Source organism: Pseudomonas sp., assembly GCF_030150285.1.
In the GTDB taxonomy this organism is placed as follows: Bacteria; Pseudomonadota; Gammaproteobacteria; order Pseudomonadales; family Pseudomonadaceae; genus Aquipseudomonas.
Window position 1 is genome coordinate 1 of sequence record NZ_JASLGE010000076.1, and the last position, 25,287, is coordinate 25,287.

Here is a 25,287-nt window from a genome sequence, read left to right on the forward strand (position 1 = left end):
ACGCGCTACAATGTGGCTTTTGCCAACCATCGAGGTGTGCGCTTTGACTGCTCCAGGTCCTTTGAATTCCACTGCTGGCTCGCTTTTTGTGGTGGCGACGCCCATTGGCAACCTGGACGACATCAGTGCCCGGGCGCTGAAAGTGTTGCGCGAGGTGAAATTGATCGCGGCAGAAGACACGCGGCACTCCCAACGGTTGATGCAGCATTTTGGTATCAGCACGCCATTAGCGGCCTGCCACGAACACAACGAACGTGAAGAGGGTAGCCGCTTTATCACACGTCTTTTGGCGGGTGATGACGTCGCGCTGATTTCCGACGCGGGCACGCCCCTGATTTCCGATCCTGGTTACCACCTGGTCCGCCAGGCCCGTGCCGCAGGTATCAATGTAGTGCCTGTTCCGGGAGCCTGCGCGCTGATTGCTGCATTATCGGCCGCCGGGTTGCCCTCGGACCGCTTTATCTTCGAAGGCTTCCTGCCCGCCAAGGCTGTAGGGCGTCGGGCGCGTCTGCAGGCACTTAAAGAAGAACCGCGCACCTTGATCTTCTATGAGGCTCCGCATCGTATCCTTGAATGCCTACAAGACATGGAGCTGGAGTTCGGCGGTGAGCGTCTGGCCTTGCTGGCCCGAGAGTTGACCAAGACCTTCGAAACCCTCAAGGGGTTGCCGCTGGAGGAGCTGCGAGCGTTTGTCGAGGGCGACAGCAATCAGCAACGTGGCGAATGCGTGGTGTTGGTAGCAGGCTGGACCGCGCCGGAGAATGAAGATGCGGTGGGCAGCGAGGCGATGCGCGTCCTCGATTTGTTGCTCAAGGAAATGCCACTCAAGCGCGCCGCCGCCCTGGCAGCGGAAATTACCGGCGTGCGCAAGAATGTGTTGTATCAGGTCGCGCTCGATAAGCAGAAGGCCGAATAGTTCCAGGGGCAAATCTGTATTTCGTCTGAACGTGATGGCAATGCCGCACTTTTAATACTTGTCCTCAAGCCGCCGTGCCGTTAACCTGCGCGGCGGAGAGTCGATTGGACAGTCGCTGCCTTCTATGAAAATTAGGGGGGGGAGGAAAGTCCGGGCTCCATAGGGCGAAGTGCCAGGTAATGCCTGGGAGGCGTGAGCCTACGGAAAGTGCCACAGAAAATAACCGCCTAAGCGCTTCGGTGCCGGTAAGGGTGAAAAGGTGCGGTAAGAGCGCACCGCACGTCTGGCAACAGTTCGTGGCTAGGTAAACCCCACTTGGAGCAAGACCAAATAGGGTCTCAAGGCGTGGCCCGCGCTGGGACCGGGTAGGTTGCTAAAGATGTCCAGTGATGGCCATCGTAGACGAATGACTGTTCAAGACAGAACCCGGCTTACAGATCGACTCTCCACCTTTTTCCCTCTGCTTGCGCTGCAAGCAGGTCGTAAACCGAAGCGCCAGCTTCACCCTCTTTGTACTATTCGCAAGTAAGACCTCATAAATAATGCCGAAAAGATCTTAGTCTTAACAAACTACTTTAAGTTTGAAGTCTAGGGCTTTGAGTTTGTTGCGCATTGCTTGTCGAAATCACTCTCCGCTTATTGCTGTACGTCTATTTACCGACCTAAATCTCCGTAATGTAAGGATTTTCCTTGGGGCCGCGCCTTGACGGTGTGGTAGGCGCATTCCTATAGTGTGCATAAGTGGAGAAAAGTGGCAGAAAGTGGGTTTTTCAGACGTAAAACGCTAATATTTGGAGTATCGCCTCGTGTTTCGCGGAGCTAATGCAATCAGTCTCGACGCCAAGGGCCGTCTCGCAATGCCGAGCCGGTACCGTGACGAGCTGGTTTCGAGAAGCTCCGGGCAACTGATCGTGACCATTGATGCGGTAGATCCCTGCTTATGTGTGTACCCGCTCGATGAGTGGGAATTGATTGAGACCAAGCTGCGGGCGTTGCCTTCGTTGCGTGAAGAGAACCGCCGTCTACAACGCCTGTTGATTGGGAACGCCGTCGACCTTGAGCTCGATGGCAGTGGCCGTTTTCTGGTACCGCCGCGTCTGCGTGAATATGCCAAGTTGGACAAGCGCGCGATGTTGGTTGGCCAGTTAAACAAGTTTCAACTGTGGGACGAGGATGCTTGGGAAGCTGTTTCTGCCGCTGACCTTGCAGCCATTCAACAACCGGGCGCGATGCCTGACGAACTGCGTGATTTAATTCTGTGACTATAGATAGCGGCTTCAACCACATCACTGTACTGCTCGACGAAGCTGTAGAGGCTCTCGCCGTAAGTCCTGATGGATGCTATCTGGATGGCACCTTCGGCCGTGGCGGGCATAGCCGCCTGATACTCCAGAAGTTGGGCCCCGGCGGCAGGCTACTCGGGTTCGATAAAGATCCCCAAGCGATTGCCACCGGGCAAGCGTTAGCGGCCGAAGACGGCCGCTTTGTCATTGTGCAGCGCAGTTTTGCTGAAATGGGATCCGAAATTGCTTCCCGTGGCTTGGCTGGCAAGGTCAACGGCGTATTGCTCGACCTGGGTGTCTCCTCGCCCCAACTGGACGACCCGGAGCGCGGCTTCAGCTTCATGAATGACGGCCCGCTGGACATGCGCATGAATCCGGATGCCGGCATCAGCGCGGCCGAATTCGTTAATACGGCGTCTCAGGAAGAAATTGCCCGCGTCTTCAAAGAGTATGGCGAAGAGCGTTTTTCGGGTCGTATGGCGCGTGCGGTCGTTGAGCGTCGGGTAATTAAACCGTTTGAGCGTACCGCCGACCTGGCTGAAGTACTGAAGGTCGCCAACCCGGCCTGGGAAAAGGGCAAGCACCCGGCAACCCGTACGTTCCAGGGGCTGCGCATTCATGTCAACAATGAGTTGGGTGACCTGGAAGCCGGCCTTGAAGCTGCACTTGAGTCGCTTGAAGTGGGTGGCCGTCTGGTGGTGATCAGCTTCCACTCCCTGGAAGACCGTATCGTCAAATTGTTCATGCGCAAACTGGTCAAGGGTGAGCCCGATAATTTGCCGCGTGGTTTGCCCGTTCAGCACACCACGTTTGTTCCCAAAATTAAAATTCATGGCAAGGCGCAGTTTGCTTCAGACGCAGAGCTCAAAGCCAACCCGCGCTCGCGTAGCGCTGTCATGCGTGTTGCGGAGAAGCTTCGTTGAACAAGCTCTTCGCCAAGCCACTTCCCGGCGGAAGCTTTTTCATGCTGCTGCTGTTTGTTGCCGTGCTGGTTTCTGCGGTGGGCGTTTCTTACAGCGCGCACTGGAACCGTCAACTGCTCAATACCCTTTACGGCGAGCTGAGTGTGCGCGACAAGGCGCAGGCCGAGTGGGGGCGTTTAATTCTTGAGCAAAGCACTTGGACTGCCCATAGCCGCATCGAAACACTGGCCAGTGAGCAACTGAAGATGCATATCCCTGGCGCAGCAGAAGTCCGGATGGTGGCGCCATGATTAAACTCGAAGGCGCGCTGTATCCATGGCGTTTTCGTGTGGTGCTTGCACTGCTTGCACTGCTGGTGGGTGCTATTGCTTGCCAAATTGTCTACCTGCAGGTAATCGACCACGACTTCCTTAAAGGTCAAGGCGATGCTCGCAGCTTGCGTCATATCCAGATTCCGGCACACCGTGGGCTGATCACCGACCGTAATGGCGAGCCTTTGGCTGTCAGTACGCCGGTGACAACCCTGTGGGCCAATGCCAAGGAAATGCAAGCGGTCAAAGACCGCTGGCCAGAACTGGCGCGTGCCCTCGGGCAAGACCCGAAGGTACTCACTGCGCGTCTTGAGCAGCAGGCCAACAAAGAATTCATCTATCTGGTTCGCGGCCTGACCCCTGAACAGGGTCAAATCGTGCTCGACCTGAAAGTGCCAGGTGTTTATGGCATTGAAGAGTTCCGCCGCTTCTACCCGGCCGGTGAAGTCACCGCGCACATGGTCGGCTTTACCGATATTGACGATAAAGGCCGTGAAGGTGTCGAGCTGGCTTATGACGAATGGCTGGCCGGTGTGCCCGGCAAGCGGCAAGTCATCAAGGACCGGCGAGGGCGTCTGATCAAAGACATTCAGGTCACTAAAAATGCCAAGGCAGGGAAGACCTTGGCATTGTCGATTGACCTGCGCCTGCAATACCTGGCCAACCGTGAGCTGCGCAATGCGCTGGTCGAGAACGGTGCCAAAGCCGGCAGCCTGGTCATCATGGACGTGAAGACCGGTGAAATCCTGGCGATGGTCAACCAGCCGACCTACAACCCGAACAACCGCCGCAACCTGCAGCCGGCGATGATGCGTAACCGCGCCATGATCGACGTGTTTGAACCGGGCTCCACGGTGAAGCCGATCTCGATGAGCGCAGCGCTGGAAACCGGTCGCTGGAAACCCACCGACAAGGTCGAGGTGTACCCGGGTACGTTGCAAATCGGTAAGTACACCATCCGTGACGTATCGCGTACTGAAGGCCCGGTGCTTGACCTGACAGGCATTCTGATCAACTCCAGTAACGTAGGCATGAGCAAGGTGGCCTTCGATATCGGTGGTGAAGCGATCTTCCGTCAGATGGCCAAGATGGGGCTGGGGCAAGACACCGGTCTGGGCTTTCCGGGCGAACGTGTAGGCAACCTGCCGAACTACCGTGAATGGCGCAAGGCTGAAACCGCGACCCTTTCTTACGGCTACGGTGTGTCGGTGACCGCTATCCAGTTGGTTCATGCCTTCTCGGCATTGGCCAACAACGGCAAGCTCGCGCCATTGACGCTGCTTAAAGGGGACAAGGACAAGCCGGTACAGGCTGTTCAGGTCATGCCGGAGCAGGTCGCCAAAACATTGCAGGGCATGCTGCAGGAAGTGATCGAAAACCCGCGCGGTGTGTGGCGTGCCAAGGTGCCGGCGTATCACGTTGGCGGTAAGTCGGGTACGGCGCGCAAAACCTCGTCCGGTGGCGTCAAAGGCTATGCAGTGAACTCTTACCGTTCGTTGTTTGCCGGTTTTGGCCCCATGAGCGACCCGCGTTACGCCATTGTTGTCGTGATCGATGAACCCAGCAAAGCAGGCTACTTCGGTGGCTTGGTCTCGGCCCCGGTTTTCAGCAAAGTCATGTCCGGAACCCTGCGTCTGATGAACGTGTCGCCAGATAACCTGCCGACAGCCGCAGAGCAACAAGCGGCAGCCACTGCTGCGGCAGCCAAAGGAGGGCGCGGATAATGCCCCTGAGCCTGAACAAGATTTTCCCTCATGCAGGTCACGACCTGCTGATTCGCGAACTGACACTGGATAGCCGCAATGTGCGGGCCGGTGATCTGTTCCTGGCCGTGCCTGGCGGCAAGCTTGACGGCCGTGATCACATTGCTGATGCCCTCGCGCGCGGCGCGGCAGCGGTCGCCTATGAAGTGGAAGGCGCAGAGGTTCTGCCCATCACCCCTGTACCGCTGATACCGGTCAAAGGTCTGCTTGGCCAATTGTCCGATCTGGCCGGCCGTTTTTATGGCGAGCCGAGCCATCACCTCAATCTGGTGGGCGTGACCGGCACCAACGGTAAAACCAGCGTCACCCAGCTCGTGGCGCAAGCGCTGGACTTGCTGGGCCAGCACTGCGGCATTGTGGGCACGTTGGGGACCGGTTTTTATGGCGCGCTGCACAGCGGTCGCCACACCACCCCTGACCCGATTGCCGTTCAGGCCATGTTGGCCGACCTGAAAAAAGCCGGTGCCAAAGCCGTGGCGATGGAAGTGTCGTCCCATGGCCTGGATCAGGGCCGGGTCAGTGCCTTGGCGTTTGACGTGGCGGTATTGACCAACTTGTCCCGTGACCACCTGGACTACCACGGCACGATGCAAGCCTATGCGGCGGCGAAAGCCAAGCTGTTTGCCTGGCCGGACCTGCGTTGCCGGGTACTCAACCTGGACGATGCGTTCGGGCGCCAACTGGCAGCAGAAAAACACGAATCGCGCTTGATCAGCTATAGCCTAGAAGACAGCGATGCGGCGTTGTATTGCCGTGATGCCACTTTCGACGATGAGGGCGTGCGCGCCACGCTGATCACGGCACAAGGTGAGTATCTGCTGCGCAGCCGTTTGCTGGGCCGCTTCAACCTGAGCAACGTGCTGGCGGCTGTCGGTGCCTTGCTGGGGCTGAATTACCCATTGGATGAAATTCTCAAGGTCCTGCCGAAGCTGGAAGGGCCTATTGGTCGCATGCAGCGTCTGGGTGGCGGAGCCAAACCTTTGGTTGTGGTCGATTACGCCCACACCCCGGATGCGCTGGAAAAAGTCTTGTTAGCCTTGCGCCCGCACGCCAAAGGTCAGTTGCTGTGCCTGTTCGGCTGCGGCGGTGATCGCGATCGCGGCAAGCGCCCGCTGATGGCTGAGGTAGTTGAACGCTTGGCAGACGGCGTGCTGGTGACCGATGACAACCCGCGCACAGAAGCACCGATGCAGATTTTCGACGATATTCGTGTGGGCTTTAGCGCACCCGACAGCGTCACCTTCGTGGCGGGTCGCGGCGACGCCATTGCGCAATTGATTGCCGGTGCTCGCGCCGAAGACGTGATTGTGCTGGCCGGCAAAGGTCATGAGGACTATCAGGAAATCAATGGCGTGCGCCACGACTTCTCTGATCTGGTAGCTGCTCAGGCAGCCCTGGACACATGGGAGGCGGCGCATGCTTAAGCCCTTGTTGTTAAGCGACGTGGTTGTATCCCTTGAAGGCCGCTTGTGTGGCGCGGATGCCCGCTTCAGCAGTGTCAGCATCGACAGCCGCGCGATTACCAAGGGGGCGCTATTTGTCGCCCTGACAGGGCCGCGTTTTGATGGCCACGATTACCTGAATGAAGTCGCTGCCAAGGGAGCTGTTGCCGCACTGGTCGAGCGCGAAGTGCCCGAGTCGTCGTTGCCACAGCTGGTGGTCAAAGACACCCGCGAAGCATTGGGGCGCTTGGGTGCGCTCAATCGCGCCGGTTACGACAAACCCGTTGCGGCCATTACCGGTTCCAGTGGCAAAACCACGGTCAAGGAGATGCTGGCCTGCATCCTGCGTACCCGTGGCCCGGTACTGGCGACCAAAGGCAATTTGAATAACGACTTGGGTGTACCGCTGACCCTGCTTGAACTGACGCTGGAACATACGGCGGCGGTGATCGAGTTGGGGGCTTCGCGCCTGGGTGAAATTGCATACACCGTTGGCATGACCCAGCCCCATGTGGCAGTCCTGAACAATGCCGGTACAGCCCATGTGGGCGAGTTCGGCGGGCCGGACAAAATCGTTGAAGCCAAAGGGGAAATTCTGGAAGGGCTGCCGGCTGATGGCATCGCTGTTCTGAATCTGGATGACAAGGCATTTGGCATTTGGAAAGCGCGCGCAGCAGGGCGCAAGGTGCTCAGCTTTGCGCTGACAAACCCTGCGGCAGATTTCTATGCGGGCACTCTCTCCCGCGATGCTCGTGGTTGCCCGGGTTTTGATATGCACACCCCGTTGGGGGTTGCTCGTGTGCAACTCAACCTGCTGGGCAACCATAATGTTGCCAATGCGTTGGCGGCTGCGGCGGCTGCCCATGCGTTGGGTGTCTCGCTTTTGGGCATCACGACCGGCCTTGAAGCTGTGTTACCGGTCAAAGGGCGTGCCGTGGCTCAGCTCAGCACGGCCGGGCTGCGAATTATTGATGACACCTACAATGCAAACCCCACCTCAATGTGCGCGGCCGTTGATATACTTGCCGGCTTTTCCGGTCGCACCGTCCTGGTGCTCGGAGATATTGGCGAGCTGGGTGAGTGGGCAGAGCAAGGTCATCGTGAAGTAGGCGCTTATGCCGCCGACAAGGTTTCAGCGCTCTACGCGGTAGGACCCATGATGGTCCATGCCGTCGCTGCATTTGGACACCAGGCTCGTCACTTTGCCAATCAGGCTGACCTGATCACGGCGCTTCGCACTGAACACGACACAAACACCACCATTTTGATCAAGGGTTCGCGCAGCGCAGCGATGGAAAACATCGTTGTGGCGTTGTGCGGTTCCAGCGGGGAGAAACATTAATGCTGCTGCTGCTAGCGGAGTATCTGCAACAGTTCTATAAGGGCTTTGCGGTCTTCCAGTACTTGTCCCTTCGGGGAATTCTGGGCGTCTTGACCGCGCTCTCTTTGTCGCTCTGCCTTGGGCCGTGGATGATCCGCACCCTGCAGTCGCGCCAGATTGGCCAATCGGTGCGTAACGATGGCCCGCAATCGCATTTGTCCAAGTCGGGCACGCCGACCATGGGCGGGGCGTTGATCCTGTCAGCCATTACCGTTAGTACCTTGCTGTGGGCAGACCTGAGCAATCGTTATGTCTGGGTCGTCATGATCGTGACTCTGTTGTTCGGTGCCATCGGTTGGGTGGATGACTACCGCAAAGTCATCGAGAAAAACTCCCGCGGCCTTCCGAGCCGCTGGAAGTATTTCTGGCAGTCGGTGTTTGGCCTGGGTGCCGCTATTTTCCTGTATGCCACGGCCCCGAGTGCCGTTGAAACCACCCTGATTCTGCCAATCCTCAAAGACGCCAGCATTCCGCTGGGCATCGGCTTTGTGGTGCTGACCTACTTTGTCATTGTGGGCTCAAGCAACGCGGTCAACCTGACTGACGGCCTTGATGGCCTGGCGATCATGCCCACGGTGATGGTGGGCGGGGCATTGGGTATTTTCTGCTACCTGTCGGGCAACGTGAAATTTGCCGATTACCTGCTGATCCCTTATGTGCCGGGCGCGGGTGAGTTGATTGTGTTCTGCGGCGCGTTGATTGGTGCCGGTCTGGGCTTTCTTTGGTTCAACACCTACCCGGCCCAAGTGTTTATGGGCGACGTCGGCGCATTGGCGCTGGGCGCTGCCTTGGGCACGATCGCCGTTATTGTGCGCCAGGAAATCGTGCTGTTCATCATGGGCGGCGTGTTCGTGATGGAAACCCTGTCGGTGGTGATCCAGGTCGCGTCGTTCAAGCTGACCGGCAAGCGGGTGTTCCGTATGGCACCCATTCATCACCACTTTGAACTCAAGGGCTGGCCTGAACCCCGCGTGATCGTTCGTTTCTGGATCATCACCGTGATTCTTGTGCTGATTGGCCTTGCCACACTGAAGCTGAGGTAGAACCTGTGTCTCTGATCGCTTCTGACCACTTCCGCATCGTTGTCGGCCTCGGCAAGAGTGGCATGTCCCTGGTGCGCTTCCTCGCGCAGCAGGGCGTGTCGTTTGCTGTGGCGGACACGCGGGAAAATCCACCGGAGCTGGTCACGCTGCGCCGTGACTACCCGCAAGTGGAGGTGCGTTGTGGCGAGCTGGATGTCGAATTCCTGTGCCGCGCCGATGAGCTCTACGTGAGCCCGGGGCTGGCGCTGGCGACTCCGGCGTTACAGGCCGCGGCTGCCCGTGGCGTGAAACTGTCGGGCGATATCGACCTGTTCGCGCGTAACGCAAAAGCACCCATCGTGGCAATCAGTGGGTCCAATGCCAAAAGTACGGTGACCACGCTGGTGGGCGAAATGGCCGCTGCGGCGGGCAAGCGCGTCGCGGTTGGCGGCAACCTGGGCACGCCTGCGCTGGACCTGCTCAGTGATGACGTCGAGCTGTACGTGATGGAGTTGTCGAGCTTTCAGCTGGAGACCACTCACCAACTGGGCGCTGAAGTGGCTACCGTGCTTAATGTCAGCGAAGACCACATGGACCGTTACAGCGGCCTGCCGGCCTACCACTTGGCCAAACACCGGATTTTCCGTGGTGCGAAGCAAGTGGTTGTGAATCGCCAGGATGCACTGACCCGCCCCTTGATGGGTGAGGGCTTGCCGTGCTGGACCTTTGGCCTGGGCGTTCCGGACTTCAAGGCCTTTGGTCTGCGTGAAGTGAATGGCGAAAAATACCTCGCCTTTGAATTCGACAACCTGCTGCCCGTACGCGAGTTGAAAATCCGTGGAGCCCACAACCAGGCCAATGCATTGGCCGCTTTGGCGCTGGGGCATGCGGTGGGCTTGCCCTTCGATGTGATGCTGTCGACCCTGCGCACCTTTGCCGGTCTTGAGCACCGCTGCCAATGGGTGCGTGAGCTGGATGGCGTCAGCTACTACAACGATTCCAAAGCCACCAACGTGGGCGCGGCGCTGGCAGCGATCGACGGCCTGGGTGCGGACATGAACGGCAAACTGGTCCTGATTGCTGGCGGTGAGGGCAAAGGGGCTGACTTCAGCGGCTTGCGCGGCTCGGTGGCCAAGTACTGCCGTGCGGTGGTGTTGATCGGGCGCGATGCGCCGTTGATCGCTGAGGCGGTGGGCGATGCGGTGCCGATAGTGCGGGTTGCTTCGCTGGATGAAGCGGTTGAGCGCAGCCGTTCGCTGGCGTACTCCGGTGACGCCGTGTTGTTGGCTCCGGCCTGCGCCAGCTTTGACATGTTCAAAAACTACGAAGACCGTGGCCAACTGTTCGCGCGTGCAGTGGGGGCCCTGGCATGATTTTCGGCATACTCAAGCCTTACCCTTCGCCGTTGATCACGGGCCGTGGCATTGATCTCGATTTCCCGTTGCTGGCAGGTTGCCTGGCGTTGTTGGGCCTGGGGTTGGTGATGATTACTTCAGCCTCGTCTGAAGTGGCCGCGTTGCAATCGGGCAACACCCTCTACCACATGATTCGTCACCTGTTTTACATCGTGCTCGGCCTGGTTGCGTGTGTGCTGACCATGATGGTGCCGATTGCGACCTGGCAGCGTTTGGGCTGGTTGTTACTGATCGGGGCTTTTGGCCTGTTGGTGATGGTATTGGTGCCGGGTATTGGCCGAGAGGTTAATGGTTCGATGCGTTGGATCGGCTTTAGCTTCTTCAACGTGCAGCCCTCGGAAATTGCCAAGGTGTTTGTGGTGATTTACCTCGCCGGGTATCTGGTGCGCCAGCAGAAGGAAGTCCGCGAAAGCTGGATGGGCTTCTTCAAGCCCTTCATTGTGCTGCTGCCCATGGCCGGCCTGTTGCTTATGGAGCCTGACTTCGGGGCCACGGTCGTGATGATGGGGGCGGCTGCCGCCATGTTGTTCCTCGGTGGCGTCGGCCTGTTTCGTTTCGCGCTGATGGTGGCCCTGGCCGTCGGTGCCGTGTTTGTGCTGGTTCAGGCGCAGCCCTACCGCATGGCGCGGTTGATCACCTTTACCGACCCGTGGTCCGACCAGTTCGGCTCCGGCTACCAATTGACTCAGGCCCTGATTGCCTTCGGGCGCGGTGAATGGTTTGGCGTCGGGCTGGGCAACAGCGTTCAGAAACAGTTCTACCTGCCTGAAGCCCATACCGACTTCGTGTTCTCGGTGCTGGCTGAAGAGCTGGGCGTGGTGGGTTCGCTGCTGACCGTGGCGCTCTTCGTGTTTGTCTGCGTGCGCGGCATGTACATCGGGCTGTGGGCCGAGCGGGCCAAGCAATATTTCGCGGCGTATATGGCATACGGCTTGTCGTTCCTGTGGATCGGCCAGTTCCTGATCAACATCGGGGTAAACGTGGGCTTGTTACCCACCAAAGGCCTGACCTTGCCGTTCCTCAGTTACGGCGGCAGTTCGTTGGTGATTTGCTGTGTGTGTATGGGGTTGTTGCTGCGTATCGAGTGGGAAAGTCGAACCCATCTGGGCAGTGAAGAGACCGATTTCAAGGAAAGCGACTTCGCAGAGGAGCCGAACCATGGGCGCTAATGTGCTGATCATGGCAGGCGGTACTGGCGGGCACGTTTTCCCGGCGCTGGCCTGTGCCCGTGAATTCGAAGCCCGAGGTTACACCGTGCACTGGCTCGGCACGCCGCGAGGCATCGAAAACGAACTGGTTGAACCGGCAGGTTTCACCCTGCACCGCATTAACGTTGCGGGGCTGCGTGGCAAAAGCAAACTGTCGCTGCTCAAGGCCCCGTTTGTACTGCTGAACGCGGTGTTCCAGGCGCGCGCAATCATTCGCCGGCTCAAACCGGTGTGTGTGTTGGGGTTTGGCGGCTACGTGACAGGCCCGGGCGGCCTGGCGGCCAAAGTCTGTGGCGTGCCGGTGATTATTCACGAGCAGAACGCCGTGGCCGGTACCGCTAACCGTTTGTTGGTACCGATGACTCAACGTGTGTGCGAAGCCTTTCCTGAGACGTTCGCGGCCTCGGACAAACTGCGCACCACCGGCAACCCGGTGCGGCCAGAACTGTTCACCCTTGCGCCACGCGCAGCACTTGAAGGGCGCAAGGCGCGCCTGTTGGTGCTGGGCGGCAGCCTGGGGGCCGAGCCGTTGAACAAATTGTTGCCTGAAGCCTTGGCCAAGGTAGCGGCTGACGTGCGCCCTGACGTGTTTCATCAGGCGGGCAAACAGCATGATCAGATAACCGCCGAGCGCTACCGCGCGGTCGGTGTCGAGGCGGATGTACAGCCTTTTATCAAAGACATGGCCCACGCCTATGGCTGGGCCGACCTGGTGGTTTGTCGCGCAGGCGCGCTGACTGTCAGTGAACTGGCTGCGGCCGGTCTGCCTTCGTTGCTGGTGCCTTTGCCCCACGCGATTGATGACCATCAGAGCCGCAATGCCGACTTTTTGGCACGCGAGGGCGCAGCTTTCCTGATGCCGCAAGCGACAACTGGCGCAGCCGAACTGGCTGCACGCCTGACAGAGGTTTTGATGCAACCGGAACGACTCAACAGCATGGCGGCCAATGCCCGCCGCCTGGCCAAACCTGATGCCACCCGTAACGTCGTAGACATCTGCCTGGAGGTGGCCAATGGTTGAGAATCAACGCGCAATGCCACAACCCGAGATGCGCCGGATTCGCCGCATCCACTTTGTCGGTATCGGCGGCGTGGGCATGTGCGGTATCGCCGAGGTGTTACTGAACCTGGGCTATGACGTGTCGGGATCCGACCTGAACGCCTCAGCGGTGACTGAGCGTCTTGAATCGTTCGGTGCTCAGATCTTTATCGGCCACCGCGCCGAAAACGCGGCGAATGCCGATGTACTGGTGGTTTCGAGCGCGATTAATACCTCAAACCCGGAAGTGGCCACCGCACTGGAACGCCGTATTCCGGTGGTGCCGAGAGCTGAAATGCTGGCGGAACTGATGCGCTATCGCCATGGCATCGCCGTTGCCGGCACGCATGGCAAAACCACCACGACCAGCCTGCTGGCGTCTGTGTTTGCGGCCGGTGGCCTGGACCCGACGTTTGTGATTGGTGGCCGCCTGAATGCAGCGGGCACCAATGCACAACTGGGCACCAGCCGTTACCTGATCGCTGAAGCCGACGAAAGCGACGCCAGCTTCCTGCACCTGCAACCGATGGTTGCCGTGGTCACCAATATTGACGCCGACCACATGGCGACCTACGAGGGTGACTTCAATAAACTGAAGAAAACCTTCGTTGAGTTTCTGCACAACCTGCCGTTCTACGGGCTCGCGGTGTTGTGCCTGGACGACCCGGTCGTGCGTGAAATCCTGCCGCTGGTCAAACGGCCGACCGTGACCTACGGCTTCAGCGAAGTGGCTGACGTGCGGGCAATCAATGTGCGCCAGCAAGGCATGCAAACCTTCTTCACCGTGCTGCGCCCGGACCGTGAGCCGCTGGATGTTTCGGTCAACATGCCGGGCAATCACAACGTACTCAATGCGCTGGCCACTATCTGCATCGCCTCGGATGAAGGCATCAGCGACGAAGCCATCGTTCAGGGCCTGTCGGGCTTCCAGGGCGTAGGGCGACGCTTCCAGGTCTACGGCGAACTGCCGGTTGAAGGCGGTAGCGTAATGCTGGTGGATGACTACGGTCACCACCCGACCGAAGTCGCCGCAGTGATAAAAGCCGTGCGCGGTGGTTGGCCGGATCGCCGTCTGGTCATGGTGTACCAGCCGCACCGTTTCAGCCGTACCCGTGACCTGTACGACGACTTCGTGCAAGTGCTGGCCGATGCCAACGTGCTGCTGTTGATGGAAGTGTACCCGGCTGGCGAAGAGCCCATCCCCGGCGCTGACAGCCGTCAGCTGTGCCACAGCATTCGTCAGCGCGGCCAATTGGACCCGATCTACATTGAGCGCGGCATTGAACTGGCCCCGATCGTCAAGCCGCTGTTGCGGGCGGGCGACATTCTGTTGTGTCAGGGCGCGGGCGATATCGGCCGTCTGGCACCGCAACTTATTAACAGTCCGTTGTTCGCAGGTGCTGTTGTGGCGGCTAGCGAGGGGAAACTGAAATGACTGCTGCTTACGCCAATCTGTTCTCGACCCTTGCGCCTGCCGATTTTGGTCGTGTGGCCGTGCTGTTCGGTGGCAAAAGTGCCGAGCGCGAAGTGTCCCTGAAGTCGGGCAGTGCCGTGCTTGGTGCACTGCAAAGCGCCGGAGTAGACGCCTTTGGTATCGATGTGGGCGATGATTTCATCAAGCGCCTCACTGCAGAAAAAATCGATCGCGCCTTCATCATTCTTCACGGGCGTGGCGGTGAAGACGGCAGCATGCAGGGCTTGCTCGAATGTCTGGGTATTCCTTACACCGGCAGCGGCATTCTCGCGTCGGCCCTGGCCATGGACAAACTGCGTACCAAACAGGTGTGGCACAGCTTGGGTATTCCTACCCCGCGCCATGCGGTGTTGAGCAGCGAAGCTGATTGTATTTCTGCCGCTGAGGAACTGAGCTTCCCTTTGATCGTCAAACCGGCGCATGAAGGTTCAAGCATCGGTATGGCCAAAGTGAACAGCGCGCAAGAATTGATCGACGCGTGGAAAGCGGCCAGTCAGTACGATTCGCAAGTGTTGGTCGAACAATGGATCCACGGTCCTGAGTTCACCATCGCCACCCTGCGTGACCAGGTGTTGCCACCGATTGCCCTGGGCACGTCGCATACGTTCTACGACTACGACGCCAAGTATGTGTCCTCTGATACCCAGTATCGGATCCCGTGCGGGCTGGATAGCGCCAAGGAACAAGAACTGATGGACCTTACGGCAAAAGCCTGTGAGGCGATTGGCATTACCGGTTGGGGCCGCCTGGACGTGATGCAGGACACCGATGGCCAGTTCTGGCTGCTGGAAGTCAACACCGCTCCCGGCATGACCGACCACAGCCTGGTACCGATGGCCGCGCGTGCTGCCGGCCTGGATTTCCAGCAACTGGTGCTATCGATTCTGGCGGCCAGTGTGGCGGGCACCCAAGAGTTGCGAGGTTAAGAACATGCAAGGCGCATCGCTCCGTCAACAGCCACCCGTCCCCGGCCGCAAGCCGGTGCCTCGGGGTGCCAGTCGAATGGTGGCCAAAGAGCCGATGTCGGTGCGTTTGCCCAAAGCCAACTTTGGTTTTCTGAAGGCGTTGCTTTGGCCTGTGGTGTTGGTGGTACTGGGGTTTGGAACGTATGAAGGCGCGCAGCGGCTGATGCCTTATGCAGACCGCCCAATTACCAACATTAACGTGCAGGGCGATCTGACCTACATCAGCCAGCAAGCCGTGCAGCAGCGAATCGCGCCGTACATGGCCGCCAGCTTTTTTACTGTCGACCTGGCGGGCATGCGCGCCGAGCTTGAGCAAATGCCCTGGATCGCACACGCCGAAGTCCGGCGTGTCTGGCCAGACCAGGTGGTGATACGCCTGGAAGAACAATTACCGGTCGCCCGTTGGGGGGATGAAGCGCTGCTCAATAACCAGGGGCAGGCCTTCACGCCACGTGAGCTGGCCAACTACGAACACCTGCCGCAGCTGTTTGGCCCTCAACGGGCTCAACAGAAAGTCATGCAGCAGTATCAGGTGTTGAGCCAGATGCTGCGGCCAATGGGTTTTTCCATTGCCCGGCTGGAACTGCGTGAGCGGGGGAGCTGGTTCCTGACCACCGGAGCCGGCACTGCCGGACCGGGGATCGAGCTGCTGTTGGGGCGCGATCACCTGGTGGAGAAAATGCGTCGATTCATAGCCATCTATGACAAAACGCTGAAAGAACAGATTACGAACATCGCGCGCATTGATTTGCGTTACGCCAACGGATTGGCCGTCGGCTGGCGGGAACCTGTGGCACCTACGATAGCCCAACCCGCAGTCGCGAAGAATTAAGAAGAGGCAGGACCCATGGCAAATGTGCAAAGCGGCAAAATGATCGTCGGCCTGGATATCGGCACCTCCAAAGTGGTTGCGCTGGTAGGCGAGGTCGCAGAAGACGGCGTGATCGAAATCGTCGGTATTGGCACGCATCCGTCCCGGGGCCTGAAAAAAGGCGTGGTGGTGAACATCGAGTCCACCGTGCAATCGATCCAGCGCGCGATTGAAGAAGCGCAGCTGATGGCCGGTTGCCGGATTCACTCGGCGTTTGTCGGTGTGGCGGGTAATCACATTCGCAGCCTGAACTCTCACGGGATCGTGGCGATTCGTGATCGCGAAGTCAGCACGGCTGACCTTGAGCGTGTACTGGATGCGGCTCAGGCCGTCGCCATTCCGGCTGACCAGCGTGTATTGCATACGCTGGCGCAGGATTACGTGATCGACAACCAGGAAGGTGTTCGAGAGCCACTGGGCATGTCAGGCGTGCGCCTGGAAGCCAAGGTGCATGTGGTGACATGTGCGGTGAATGCGGCGCAGAACATCGAGAAATGCGTACGCCGCTGCGGCCTTGAAGTGGACGACATCATTCTTGAGCAACTGGCGTCGGCTTATTCGGTGCTCACCGATGATGAAAAAGAACTGGGCGTGTGCCTGGTCGATATCGGCGGCGGCACCACCGACATCGCGATCTTCACCGAGGGCGCGATCCGCCATACGGCGGTAATCCCGATTGCGGGCGATCAGGTGACCAACGACATCGCGATGGCGTTGCGTACACCGACCCAATACGCCGAAGAAATCAAGATCCGTTACGCCTGTGCCCTGGCCAAACTGGCCGGCGCGGGTGAAACCATCAAGGTGCCGAGCGTGGGCGATCGCCCGCCGCGTGAGCTGTCGCGCCAGGCGCTGGCCGAAGTGGTCGAGCCGCGTTACGACGAGCTGTTCACCCTGATTCAGGCTGAACTGCGTCGCAGCGGCTACGAAGACCTGATCCCGGCCGGCATCGTCCTGACGGGCGGTACGGCGAAAATGGAAGGCGCGGTCGAGTTGGCCGAAGAGATTTTCCATATGCCGGTTCGTTTGGGCGTACCGCACAGCTTCAAGGGTTTGACCGACGTTGTGCGCAATCCGATTTACTCCACCGCTGTGGGCTTGTTGCTGTACGGGCTGCAAAAGCAGTCAGACGGTATTTCCATATCGGGTATTAGCAACCGCGACAACTACAGCAGTGATGAACAAAAAGCCCCTGTGCTTGAGCGCCTTAAGCGCTGGGTGCAGGGCAATTTTTAAAGCTTGAGCGGTAACAGATTCAAAGCAGTAGAAGTAGGCGAAAAAAACTAGAGAAATGGAAGGAGAGGGACCATGTTCGAACTCGTAGACAACATCCCGCAAAGCCCGGTAATCAAGGTTATCGGTGTGGGTGGTGGTGGCGGTAATGCGGTTAACCATATGGTTAAGAGCAATATCGAAGGCGTTGAATTCATCTGCGCCAACACCGACGCACAAGCGCTGAAAAGCATCGGCGCTCGTACTATTCTGCAACTGGGCACCGGTGTGACCAAAGGCCTGGGTGCTGGCGCGAATCCGGAGGTCGGCCGCCAGGCTGCACTGGAAGACCGCGAGCGCATCGCAGAAGTGCTGCAGGGCACCAATATGGTGTTCATCACCACGGGCATGGGCGGTGGTACCGGTACCGGTGCTGCGCCGATCATCGCTGAAGTGGCCAAGGAAATGGGGATCCTCACCGTAGCGGTGGTGACACGTCCATTCCCGTTCGAAGGCCGCAAGCGCATGCAGATTGCTGACGAAGGCATTCGTCTGCTGTCTGAAAGCGTCGATTCGTTGATCACGATTCCGAACGAAAAACTGCTGACCATCCTCGGTAAAGACGCCAGCCTGCTGTCGGCTTTCGCCAAGGCCGATGACGTTCTGGCCGGTGCCGTTCGCGGTATCTCCGACATCATCAAACGCCCGGGCATGATCAACGTCGACTTCGCTGACGTGCGCACCGTGATGAGCGAAATGGGCATGGCAATGATGGGCACTGGCTGCGCCAGCGGTCCGAACCGTGCACGCGAAGCCACCGAGGCGGCTATCCGCAACCCGTTGCTCGAAGACGTGAACCTGGAAGGCGCTCGCGGCATCCTGGTGAACATCACCGCTGGCCCGGACCTGTCGTTGGGTGAATACTCCGACGTGGGTAGCATCATTGAAGCGTTCGCTTCCGAGCACGCGATGGTCAAGGTCGGTACCGTGATCGACCCGGACATGCGCGACGAACTGCACGTGACCGTAGTTGCAACCGGTCTGGGCGCAAAAATCGAGAAGCCGGTCAAAGTCATCGACAACACTGTTCAGGCGTCGTACGCGGCCTCTTCGGCTCAGCCAGCGCCTTCGCGCCAAGAGTCGCGGGTTGAGCGTCAGGAGTTGCCAGCGGTTAACTACCGTGACCTGGATCGCCCGACGGTGATGCGTAATCAGGCCCAGCATGGCGCGACAGCGGCTGCCAAGCTGAATCCGCAAGATGACCTGGACTACCTGGACATTCCGGCTTTCCTGCGTCGTCAGGCTGATTGATGGAATGTATCAGGGCTATTAAGGTGATTGGTGTTCAGCAAAGGTCTGGTCTGCTATTATCGCCAGCCTTTGTTGATACCAGTTCGCAATTTGCGCTGAAGCGGCCAATGCCATGATTAAACAACGCACCCTGAAAAATATTATCCGTGCCACAGGTGTCGGTCTGCACTCAGGCGAGAAAGTCTATCTGACTCTCAAACCTGCACCTGTGGATACCGGCATCGTGTTTTGTCGTGCTGACCTTGACCCTGTTGTGCAGATCCCTGCTCGCGCGGAAAACGTTGGCGAGACGACGATGTCGACCACGTTGGTCAACGGCGACGTAAAAGTAGACACGGTAGAGCACTTGCTCTCGGCCATGGCTGGCCTGGGGATCGATAACGCCTACGTCGAACTCTCCGCGTCTGAAGTCCCTATCATGGACGGTAGCGCCGGACCTTTCGTGTTCTTGATTCAATCTGCCGGCCTGGAAGAACAGGACGCGCCGAAGAAGTTCATCCGTATCCTGCGGGAAGTGACCGTGGAAGATGGCGACAAGCGCGCCACTTTCGTCCCTTTCGAAGGCTTCAAGGTGACCTTCGAGATCGATTTCGATCACCCGGTTTTCCGTAACCGTACCCAAAGTGCAAGCGTGGATTTCTCAAGCACTTCGTTTGTAAAAGAAGTCAGCCGCGCCCGTACGTTTGGCTTTATGAGTGACATCGAGTACCTGCGCAAGCACAACCTCGCACTCGGCGGCAGCGTTGAAAACGCTATCGTGGTCGACGCGAACGGTGTACTGAACGAAGACGGCCTTCGCTACGAAGACGAGTTCGTGAAGCACAAGATCCTCGACGCCATTGGCGATCTCTACCTGTTGGGTAACAGCCTGATTGGTGAGTTCAAGGGCTTCAAGTCTGGCCATGCGCTGAACAACCAGCTGCTTCGCAAGCTGATTGAACAGACCGACGCGTGGGAAGTCGTGACCTTTGAAGATGCCAGCACTGCACCGATTTCGTACATGCGTCCGGTTGCAGCCGTTTAAGCATCACGTGTTTCTCTAGTTTTGAAGGCCACCCTCGGGTGGCCTTTTTTATTGGACCTTGAGCGTCACCGTCACGTGATCAATTTATCGGTTTACAGGCTCGCTAACCGGTTCGGCCCCAGGCGTTTCATCGATGCTCACCACCTGATTGCGGCCGCTTTTCTTGGCTTGATACAGGGCATTGTCCGCGGTGCGAATCAGCGCTTCCTGATCATCACCCGGTGCGGTGTACCGGCTGCAGGTGCCCAGGCTGATGGTGAGTTTTTGTGCGTTGGGAAGTACGGGCTCCATGGCTTCGACGGCGAGGCGAATTCTTTCGGCCACTTGATGCGCGCCTGCGGGGCCGGTTTCACTCAGCACCACGGCAAACTCTTCGCCACCGTAACGGGCCGCCAGGTCGGTGGGGCGGTGCAAGTGGTTTTTGATCAGTTGCGCCACACGGCGTATAGCCACATCGCCTGCTTGATGACCGTAGGCATCATTGAAGGCCTTGAAGTGATCAATATCAATCATCAGTAATGACAGCGGGGTGCCCGCCCGTTGTGCCCGCCGCCACTCGCGATCGAGGTGACGGTCAAGGGTGCGTCGATTGGCAAGCCCGGTCAGCGGGTCGGCTGCTGCCAGCCCCGCCAGCTCGCGCTCGGCGAGTTGACGCAAGCGCAGTTCACGCAACAGTAACCCGGTCAGCCAGACCAGACCCAGGCAGAGCAACAGCGTGGCGGTGCCGATTAACAGGGCTGTGTGGCGCCAGTTACTGAAAATCGTGTCGGTGGACAGGGCAACCACCACCACGATGGGAAGCTCGTGAACCTGTGAAAAGTTGTACAGACGTTCGACGTGATATAGCCCGGACATGGCAATGAAGCTGCCGTAGCGCTCATTGAGAAACCGAATGAAATTGGGTGCATGGCTGAGGTCCTGGCCGATATAGGTTTTGTGGTTGGCGGGGTCTTGAATCAACAAAATGCCGTCGGTACTGACCAGGCTGATGTTGCCATCCGGGCCCACATCCAGCCCACGCAGCAGGTTTCTGAAATAGCTCAGTTTCATTTGAGCGGCCACGACACCCGCGAACTCGCCGTTGGGGCCGGTCATGCGGCGGCTCAGAATCAGGCACCAGTCATCCAGGTCGGGGCCGGTCTGGAAGGGACGACTGATATACAGCGCGTGGGTCGTCATGGATTGATGCGCTACAAACCAGTCTTGCTCTGTGACCGTCACGCTGTCAGGCATTGAGGCGCGTGAATGGGCAATCAGTTTGCCTGACGCATCAAACACATAAAAACCATTGTTTGAAGGGGCCTCATTGGCCCGGTCAAACAGCACCGAATGTTGAACGGTGGGGGGTAGCGCCGTCAGTGCCTTGCTTTGCAGCAGTTCGATCAGGCTGATGAGCGTGGAGTCGTAAATGGTAAAGGTGTTGCGCACATCGCGGTCTATTAACTGCACGATGTTGAGCGCTGAGCGCGTCGCATCCTGCTCGGTACTACGGTACTCGCGTACCAGCAGGTAGCTCACGATGCACAAGATACTGAGCACCGAAAAGAGGGTGGTGCATTTGAGCATGCGCCGTGTAAAGGCGTGAGATGGGGAGTATTCGATAGCCATCTCCTCACAGATGATGAGCCCGTGCCGGTATCACGGTTAACGTAAGGTGTGCCCTGTAAGCCTTGTCGTAGGGCCGTTGTTACAAAATGAACGCAATCATATTAAAAGGCCAGCTAAAAAGCTGGCCTTTTAATTGCTGTTTAAAACACATTCAGCGGGTAGTCGATGATCACTCGGTACTCATCCACATTGTTGTCCACCGTCTGGTAGGCCGTGTTTCCCCGATGGGTTGCCCAGCGCAGGGTGACGCCCAGGTCTTTGGCTTTGCCTTCCTGAACCACGTACTTGAGGTCAACGTCACGTTCCCAGTGGCTGGCGTTCTTGCCTTGCGGGTTGTACCAGTTGCTGTAACCGATGCTGTTGGAGCTGGCTTTGGTCAGGTTCAGTTCACCGTGCGAATAAGACACGCTGGACGTCAGGCCTGCCAGGCCAAGACCGGCAAAGTCGTACTGGTACTGCAACTTCCACGAGCGTTCGTTCGGGCCGTTGAAGTCCGAGTATTGCTGTGAGTTGTCGAGAAAAATGCTGTCGCCCTGGTTGATGTAGTCAAACGGCGTGTTGCCGTTGATCTGCTGCATCACGGCCGTCACGGTGTGTTCGGCGAGGGTCATGGCCAGGTGCAGGCTGAAGGCGTTGTTGTTGATGGACCCCAGCAACGCTTTGCCGCTGTCTCGGGTGTAGTAGTAATGCAAGCCTGGGTTCAGGCTGATGCTTTCGCTTAAATCGTAGGTGTAATCCAGGTCGAAGTAGTACTGGTTCCAGATGTCTTTGAGCTGGGCGGCGTAGAGGTTGCTGGTGAGCGCAGGAATGGCGCTCCACGAAGCCCCTGCCCACGTCATGTGCTGGCTGTTCTGACCGTCCAGATCGCCGTATGCCGTCGTCATGCGGCGCATGCCGCTCTGGTTGTAGAGTTTGTTAAAGCTGGCCTGGCCACCTTCGAACATCCAGCCTTCGAAGCTGTTGTTGGTGAGGCTGACACCGCGAAAGGTTTGCGGCAGCATGCGCGATTCACCGCCGGCAATCACCGGGTTGCTGAGAAACAGGTCCCCTGCCTTGAGCACGGTGTCGAACGCCCGCGCTTTAACGGTGGCACCCGCTGAGGACAGCGACGACCCGGTTTTGCCGTTATGGTTGAGCGGCAGAATGCCGCTGCTGTTATTGCCACCGCTCGCGTCCAGTTTAAGGCCGAGCATGGCGTTGGCATCCAGACCGAAACCGACGGTCCCTTGGGTGAAGCCCGATTCGAACTTGCCGACAAACCCTTGCCCCCACTCTTTACTGTCATCAGCGTGCGGGCTGCGGATGTCGTGGTTCATGTAGTAGTTGCGGGCATGAACGTTGAGGCTGGAGCCTTCAATGAAACCGTCTTTGGAGGTGTCTTCTGCCTGAGCGTAAGTCGGGATCGTTGCAGCCAGCGCGATGAGTAGCGGGTTGAGCTTGAATGAATGGTTCACTGTTGTGTGGCTCCTTTTTAACGTGATGGCCGTTTTTGTTTTCTTCAGGACTTCCAGTACCTGCGCAGTGACATTAGCCGTGATGACGACTTTTTCAACATAAAAAAAAGCCGCTGGATTAGCGGCTTTTGAAACAATCAATCACCTGTGCAGGCCGGGATTGATTGGGTCGGGAAGTTTCAAGGCATGCAGTCAGCTGTCTTTGCGATCGGCGGGGATGCTGGTTTTAGCCTGTGCTTGCGGGTGCTGTGCATCGTTACGATGCTGCGCTGTCAGTTCGGCCTGGTGTTGTTCAAAGGCGGCTGCGCGGGCGGCATTCTGCGCAACAAAGGCGGGCGATTCTTCCGCCATTGCCAAGGGCGACAACATCAAAGACGACAAAACGAAAACGCTAGCCATACCCATAGTGCTGGACATTTCAAAGACCTTCTTGCTGAGCAAGTGCTGTGTGATGCGTGCAATTTATAGCGTCGGGCCCGGCTGAAAAAGCCATGATCCGTACAAGGACTTTTGCGTATCAGGTAACAAAGCACGCTGAAGACAGGGCGCTCTTGTGGGAAGGCTTGCGGGCGCGAGTGTGATCGTGATCTGTGGATATTTAAATGCTCGCACCTACAGCGGCAAATACAACCCAAACGTATTGCGCCCCTTGCCGCTGTGCACAAACACTTCGCCGCCATGCATATGCGCGATGGCTTTGACTATGGCCAGCCCCAGACCGTGGTTGGCCCCGCTGTTATGCCGCGCGGCATCCACCCGGTAAAAGCGCTCAAACAACCGTGGCAGGTGCTCATCGTCAATGGCAGGGCCTGGGTTGCTGATGCTGATGCTGACGTTCTGTGGGGTCTGTTCAATGTGCACATCGATCCGCTGGCCCGCTTCGGTGTGTTGCACCGCATTGTTCAGCAGGTTGATCAGCGCCCGGCGCAGGTGGGCCTTTTCGATATTGACTTGAGCGTCACCGCTGACCCGGACGTGCACCTGGGCGTCCTCCAGAATGAACTCCAGGTAATCCAGCGTGGTGGCGACTTCGTCAGCCAATGACGCGCGGCTCAACTTGCTGGCCTTGCTGCCTTGGTCGGCACTGGCCAGAAACAGCATGTCGTTGATGATGCTGCGTAACCGTTCCAGCTCTTCAAGGTTGGACTGCAGCACTTCGAAGTAATGCTCGGCTGAACGCCCGCGCGTCAACGCGACCTGGGTCTGGCCAATCAGGTTGGTGAGGGGGGAGCGCAGTTCGTGGGCCACGTCGGCATTGAAGGATTCCAGGCGGGTGTAGGCCTGTTCGACCCGGTCCAGCGTGGCGTTGAACGCACTGACCAGTTGATCCAGTTCAGGTGGTAATGCGGCCAGATGCAGGCGCCGGGACAAGCGCGGTGGTGCCAGTTTTTGTGCTTCTTCAGACAAGCGGATCAAGGGTTTCAGGCCGATCCTGGCCACCCAATAGCCCAGCGCCGATGCCAGCAGCACGCCAATGATGGCCAGGCTGATCAGGGCCACCAACAAGTGGTGCTGGGTATGGCGGAAGGTTTCGGTGTCGATGGCAATCAGAAAACGTAGGGCGGGGCGTTGATCCTTGGGCGGCATTTCGCTGACCAGCACTTTGAACGGGTAAGCCTGCCCCGGCACTTTCAACGCCTGCACGCCCGTCGGACCTTCGGCCAAAGCCCGCACGGCCGCATCCGGGTGGCCGTATTCATAGGCAGGGTCTTCGCTGATGACCCAAAAGCGGATGCGTTTGTCTTCTTCGCTGAGCAATTTGAGTTTGGCGCTGATCTTGCCCCAGTGTTCGGGGTTGCCGAAGCGGTTGATTGATGATTCCAGCACACTGTAGCGCGCGTCGAGTTCCGCCGTGGGCAACAGGCCGATGCTTTTATCAACCTGCTGGTACAGCGCGCCACCGATCAGCATGAACACCAGCAAGGCCACCAACGTAAACATGGCGCTCAGGCGCAGGGCGATGGCATTAAAACGATGGGGCCGCTTAGGCATTGCGCCGCTCCAGCACGTAGCCCATACCGCGAATGGTGTGCAGTAACTTGTGTTCGAAGGGCCCGTCCAGTTTGGCCCGCAGGCGTTTGATGGCCACTTCGACCACATTGGCGTCACTGTCGAAGTTGATGTCCCAGACCATTTCCGCGATGGCGGTTTTAGACAGGATCTCGCCCTGGCGTCGAGCCAGTACGCTGAGCAGGGAGAACTCCTTGGCGGTCAAGTCCAGGCGGCTGCCGGCGCGGCTGGCCTTGCGGCTGATCAGGTCGATCCACAGGTCGTCAACGGTCACCTGCACCGGCTCGTGGCCGCCGCTGCGCCGGGTCAGGGCTTGCAGGCGTGCCACCAGTTCCAGGAATGAAAACGGTTTGCCCAGGTAGTCGTCGGCCCCCTCGCGTAACCCGCGAATCCGGTCTTCTACCCGCTCGCGGGCGGTCAGCATGATCACCGGGGTTTGCTTGCGCGCACGCAAGGCGCGCAGCACACCAAAGCCATCAAGCCCCGGCAGCATGACATCCAGCACGATCACCGCGTAGTCGTTTTCCAGCGCCAGGTGCAGCCCTTCAACGCCGTCCCGGGCGACGTCCACCGTATAGCCTTGCTCAGTGAGCCCGCGGTGCAAGTAGTCGGCGGTTTTCTCTTCATCTTCAATAATCAGAACGCGCATAACCCG

General features: G+C 58.4%; 22 protein-coding genes and 1 other RNA gene. 18 read left to right on the forward strand and 5 right to left on the reverse strand.

What is annotated here, in order from left to right:
• Window positions 1–10: 10 nt before the first annotated feature.
• The 18 genes from rsmI (at window position 11) to lpxC (ending at window position 19,560) form a co-directional block, all read left to right on the forward strand.
• The gene (rsmI, locus tag Q1W15_RS17090; RefSeq protein ID WP_152612704.1) at window positions 11–916 is read left to right on the forward strand and encodes a 16S rRNA (cytidine(1402)-2'-O)-methyltransferase; all 906 of its coding nucleotides are present in this window, start codon (window positions 11–13) and stop codon (window positions 914–916) included.
• A 96-nt stretch (window positions 917–1,012) separates the two neighbouring features.
• Window positions 1,013–1,366, forward strand: an RNA gene (gene rnpB / locus Q1W15_RS17095) — RNase P RNA component class A.
• A gap of 356 nt (window positions 1,367–1,722) precedes the next feature.
• Complete coding sequence (gene mraZ, locus Q1W15_RS17100; RefSeq protein ID WP_300730450.1) at window positions 1,723–2,178, forward strand: division/cell wall cluster transcriptional repressor MraZ; 456 nt, start codon at window positions 1,723–1,725, stop codon at window positions 2,176–2,178.
• A gap of 2 nt (window positions 2,179–2,180) precedes the next feature.
• Complete coding sequence (rsmH, locus tag Q1W15_RS17105; RefSeq protein WP_300730646.1) at window positions 2,181–3,122, forward strand: 16S rRNA (cytosine(1402)-N(4))-methyltransferase RsmH; 942 nt, start codon at window positions 2,181–2,183, stop codon at window positions 3,120–3,122.
• Window positions 3,119–3,412 (forward strand): cell division protein FtsL, encoded by a 294-nt coding sequence (ftsL, locus tag Q1W15_RS17110; RefSeq protein WP_300730453.1) that lies wholly within the window; start codon window positions 3,119–3,121, stop codon window positions 3,410–3,412. The genes rsmH and ftsL overlap by 4 nt, the downstream gene beginning before the upstream one ends.
• Window positions 3,412–5,157 carry a penicillin-binding protein 2 gene (locus Q1W15_RS17115; protein WP_300730647.1) on the forward strand — a complete coding sequence of 582 codons (1,746 nt, stop codon included), beginning with the start codon at window positions 3,412–3,414 and terminating at the stop codon, window positions 5,155–5,157. Before ftsL ends, Q1W15_RS17115 begins: the two co-directional genes overlap by 1 nt.
• A complete protein-coding gene (locus Q1W15_RS17120) occupies window positions 5,157–6,620 on the forward strand; it encodes a UDP-N-acetylmuramoyl-L-alanyl-D-glutamate--2,6-diaminopimelate ligase (RefSeq protein WP_300730455.1) in 1,464 nt (487 codons plus the stop codon). The genes Q1W15_RS17115 and Q1W15_RS17120 overlap by 1 nt, the downstream gene beginning before the upstream one ends.
• Entirely contained in the window at window positions 6,613–7,980 is a 1,368-nt protein-coding gene (gene murF / locus Q1W15_RS17125) for a UDP-N-acetylmuramoyl-tripeptide--D-alanyl-D-alanine ligase (protein WP_300730457.1), read from the forward strand. Before Q1W15_RS17120 ends, murF begins: the two co-directional genes overlap by 8 nt.
• Window positions 7,980–9,062 carry a phospho-N-acetylmuramoyl-pentapeptide-transferase gene (mraY, locus tag Q1W15_RS17130; protein WP_300730459.1) on the forward strand — a complete coding sequence of 361 codons (1,083 nt, stop codon included), beginning with the start codon at window positions 7,980–7,982 and terminating at the stop codon, window positions 9,060–9,062. The genes murF and mraY overlap by 1 nt, the downstream gene beginning before the upstream one ends.
• Before the next feature lie 5 nt (window positions 9,063–9,067).
• Window positions 9,068–10,414: a UDP-N-acetylmuramoyl-L-alanine--D-glutamate ligase gene (gene murD, locus Q1W15_RS17135; RefSeq protein ID WP_300730461.1), complete on the forward strand. Its 1,347-nt coding sequence runs from the start codon at window positions 9,068–9,070 to the stop codon at window positions 10,412–10,414.
• Window positions 10,414–11,625 (forward strand): putative lipid II flippase FtsW, encoded by a 1,212-nt coding sequence (gene ftsW, locus Q1W15_RS17140; RefSeq protein WP_300730648.1) that lies wholly within the window; start codon window positions 10,414–10,416, stop codon window positions 11,623–11,625. The genes murD and ftsW overlap by 1 nt, the downstream gene beginning before the upstream one ends.
• Entirely contained in the window at window positions 11,615–12,685 is a 1,071-nt protein-coding gene (murG, locus tag Q1W15_RS17145; RefSeq protein ID WP_300730463.1) for an undecaprenyldiphospho-muramoylpentapeptide beta-N-acetylglucosaminyltransferase, read from the forward strand. The genes ftsW and murG overlap by 11 nt, the downstream gene beginning before the upstream one ends.
• Window positions 12,678–14,138 (forward strand): UDP-N-acetylmuramate--L-alanine ligase, encoded by a 1,461-nt coding sequence (gene murC / locus Q1W15_RS17150; RefSeq protein WP_300730489.1) that lies wholly within the window; start codon window positions 12,678–12,680, stop codon window positions 14,136–14,138. The genes murG and murC overlap by 8 nt, the downstream gene beginning before the upstream one ends.
• On the forward strand, window positions 14,135–15,103 hold the full coding sequence (locus Q1W15_RS17155) for a D-alanine--D-alanine ligase (RefSeq protein ID WP_300730492.1): 969 nt from the start codon (window positions 14,135–14,137) through the stop codon (window positions 15,101–15,103). The genes murC and Q1W15_RS17155 overlap by 4 nt, the downstream gene beginning before the upstream one ends.
• A gap of 4 nt (window positions 15,104–15,107) precedes the next feature.
• Window positions 15,108–15,974: a cell division protein FtsQ/DivIB gene (locus tag Q1W15_RS17160; protein WP_300730494.1), complete on the forward strand. Its 867-nt coding sequence runs from the start codon at window positions 15,108–15,110 to the stop codon at window positions 15,972–15,974.
• Between the two features lie 15 nt (window positions 15,975–15,989).
• A complete protein-coding gene (gene ftsA / locus Q1W15_RS17165; RefSeq protein ID WP_300730496.1) occupies window positions 15,990–17,249 on the forward strand; it encodes a cell division protein FtsA in 1,260 nt (419 codons plus the stop codon).
• Between the two features lie 72 nt (window positions 17,250–17,321).
• Entirely contained in the window at window positions 17,322–18,536 is a 1,215-nt protein-coding gene (ftsZ, locus tag Q1W15_RS17170; RefSeq protein WP_300730497.1) for a cell division protein FtsZ, read from the forward strand.
• A 112-nt stretch (window positions 18,537–18,648) separates the two neighbouring features.
• Window positions 18,649–19,560: a UDP-3-O-acyl-N-acetylglucosamine deacetylase gene (lpxC, locus tag Q1W15_RS17175; protein ID WP_300730499.1), complete on the forward strand. Its 912-nt coding sequence runs from the start codon at window positions 18,649–18,651 to the stop codon at window positions 19,558–19,560.
• A gap of 84 nt (window positions 19,561–19,644) precedes the next feature.
• On the opposite strand, the gene Q1W15_RS17180 is transcribed toward lpxC, so the two are convergent.
• The 5 genes from Q1W15_RS17180 to Q1W15_RS17200 form a co-directional block, all read right to left on the reverse strand.
• The gene (locus tag Q1W15_RS17180) at window positions 19,645–21,168 is read right to left on the reverse strand and encodes a sensor domain-containing diguanylate cyclase (RefSeq protein ID WP_300730501.1); all 1,524 of its coding nucleotides are present in this window, start codon (window positions 21,166–21,168) and stop codon (window positions 19,645–19,647) included.
• Between the two features lie 140 nt (window positions 21,169–21,308).
• Window positions 21,309–22,622 (reverse strand): OprD family porin, encoded by a 1,314-nt coding sequence (locus Q1W15_RS17185; RefSeq protein WP_300730503.1) that lies wholly within the window; start codon window positions 22,620–22,622, stop codon window positions 21,309–21,311.
• A 192-nt stretch (window positions 22,623–22,814) separates the two neighbouring features.
• Window positions 22,815–23,039, reverse strand: coding sequence for a hypothetical protein (locus Q1W15_RS17190; RefSeq protein ID WP_300730505.1), 225 nt, complete (start codon window positions 23,037–23,039; stop codon window positions 22,815–22,817).
• Window positions 23,040–23,234: 195 nt separating this feature from the next.
• Window positions 23,235–24,614, reverse strand: coding sequence for a heavy metal sensor histidine kinase (locus Q1W15_RS17195; protein ID WP_300730507.1), 1,380 nt, complete (start codon window positions 24,612–24,614; stop codon window positions 23,235–23,237).
• A complete protein-coding gene (locus Q1W15_RS17200; RefSeq protein WP_300730508.1) occupies window positions 24,607–25,281 on the reverse strand; it encodes a heavy metal response regulator transcription factor in 675 nt (224 codons plus the stop codon). Before Q1W15_RS17200 ends, Q1W15_RS17195 begins: the two co-directional genes overlap by 8 nt.
• Window positions 25,282–25,287 lie beyond the last annotated feature (6 nt).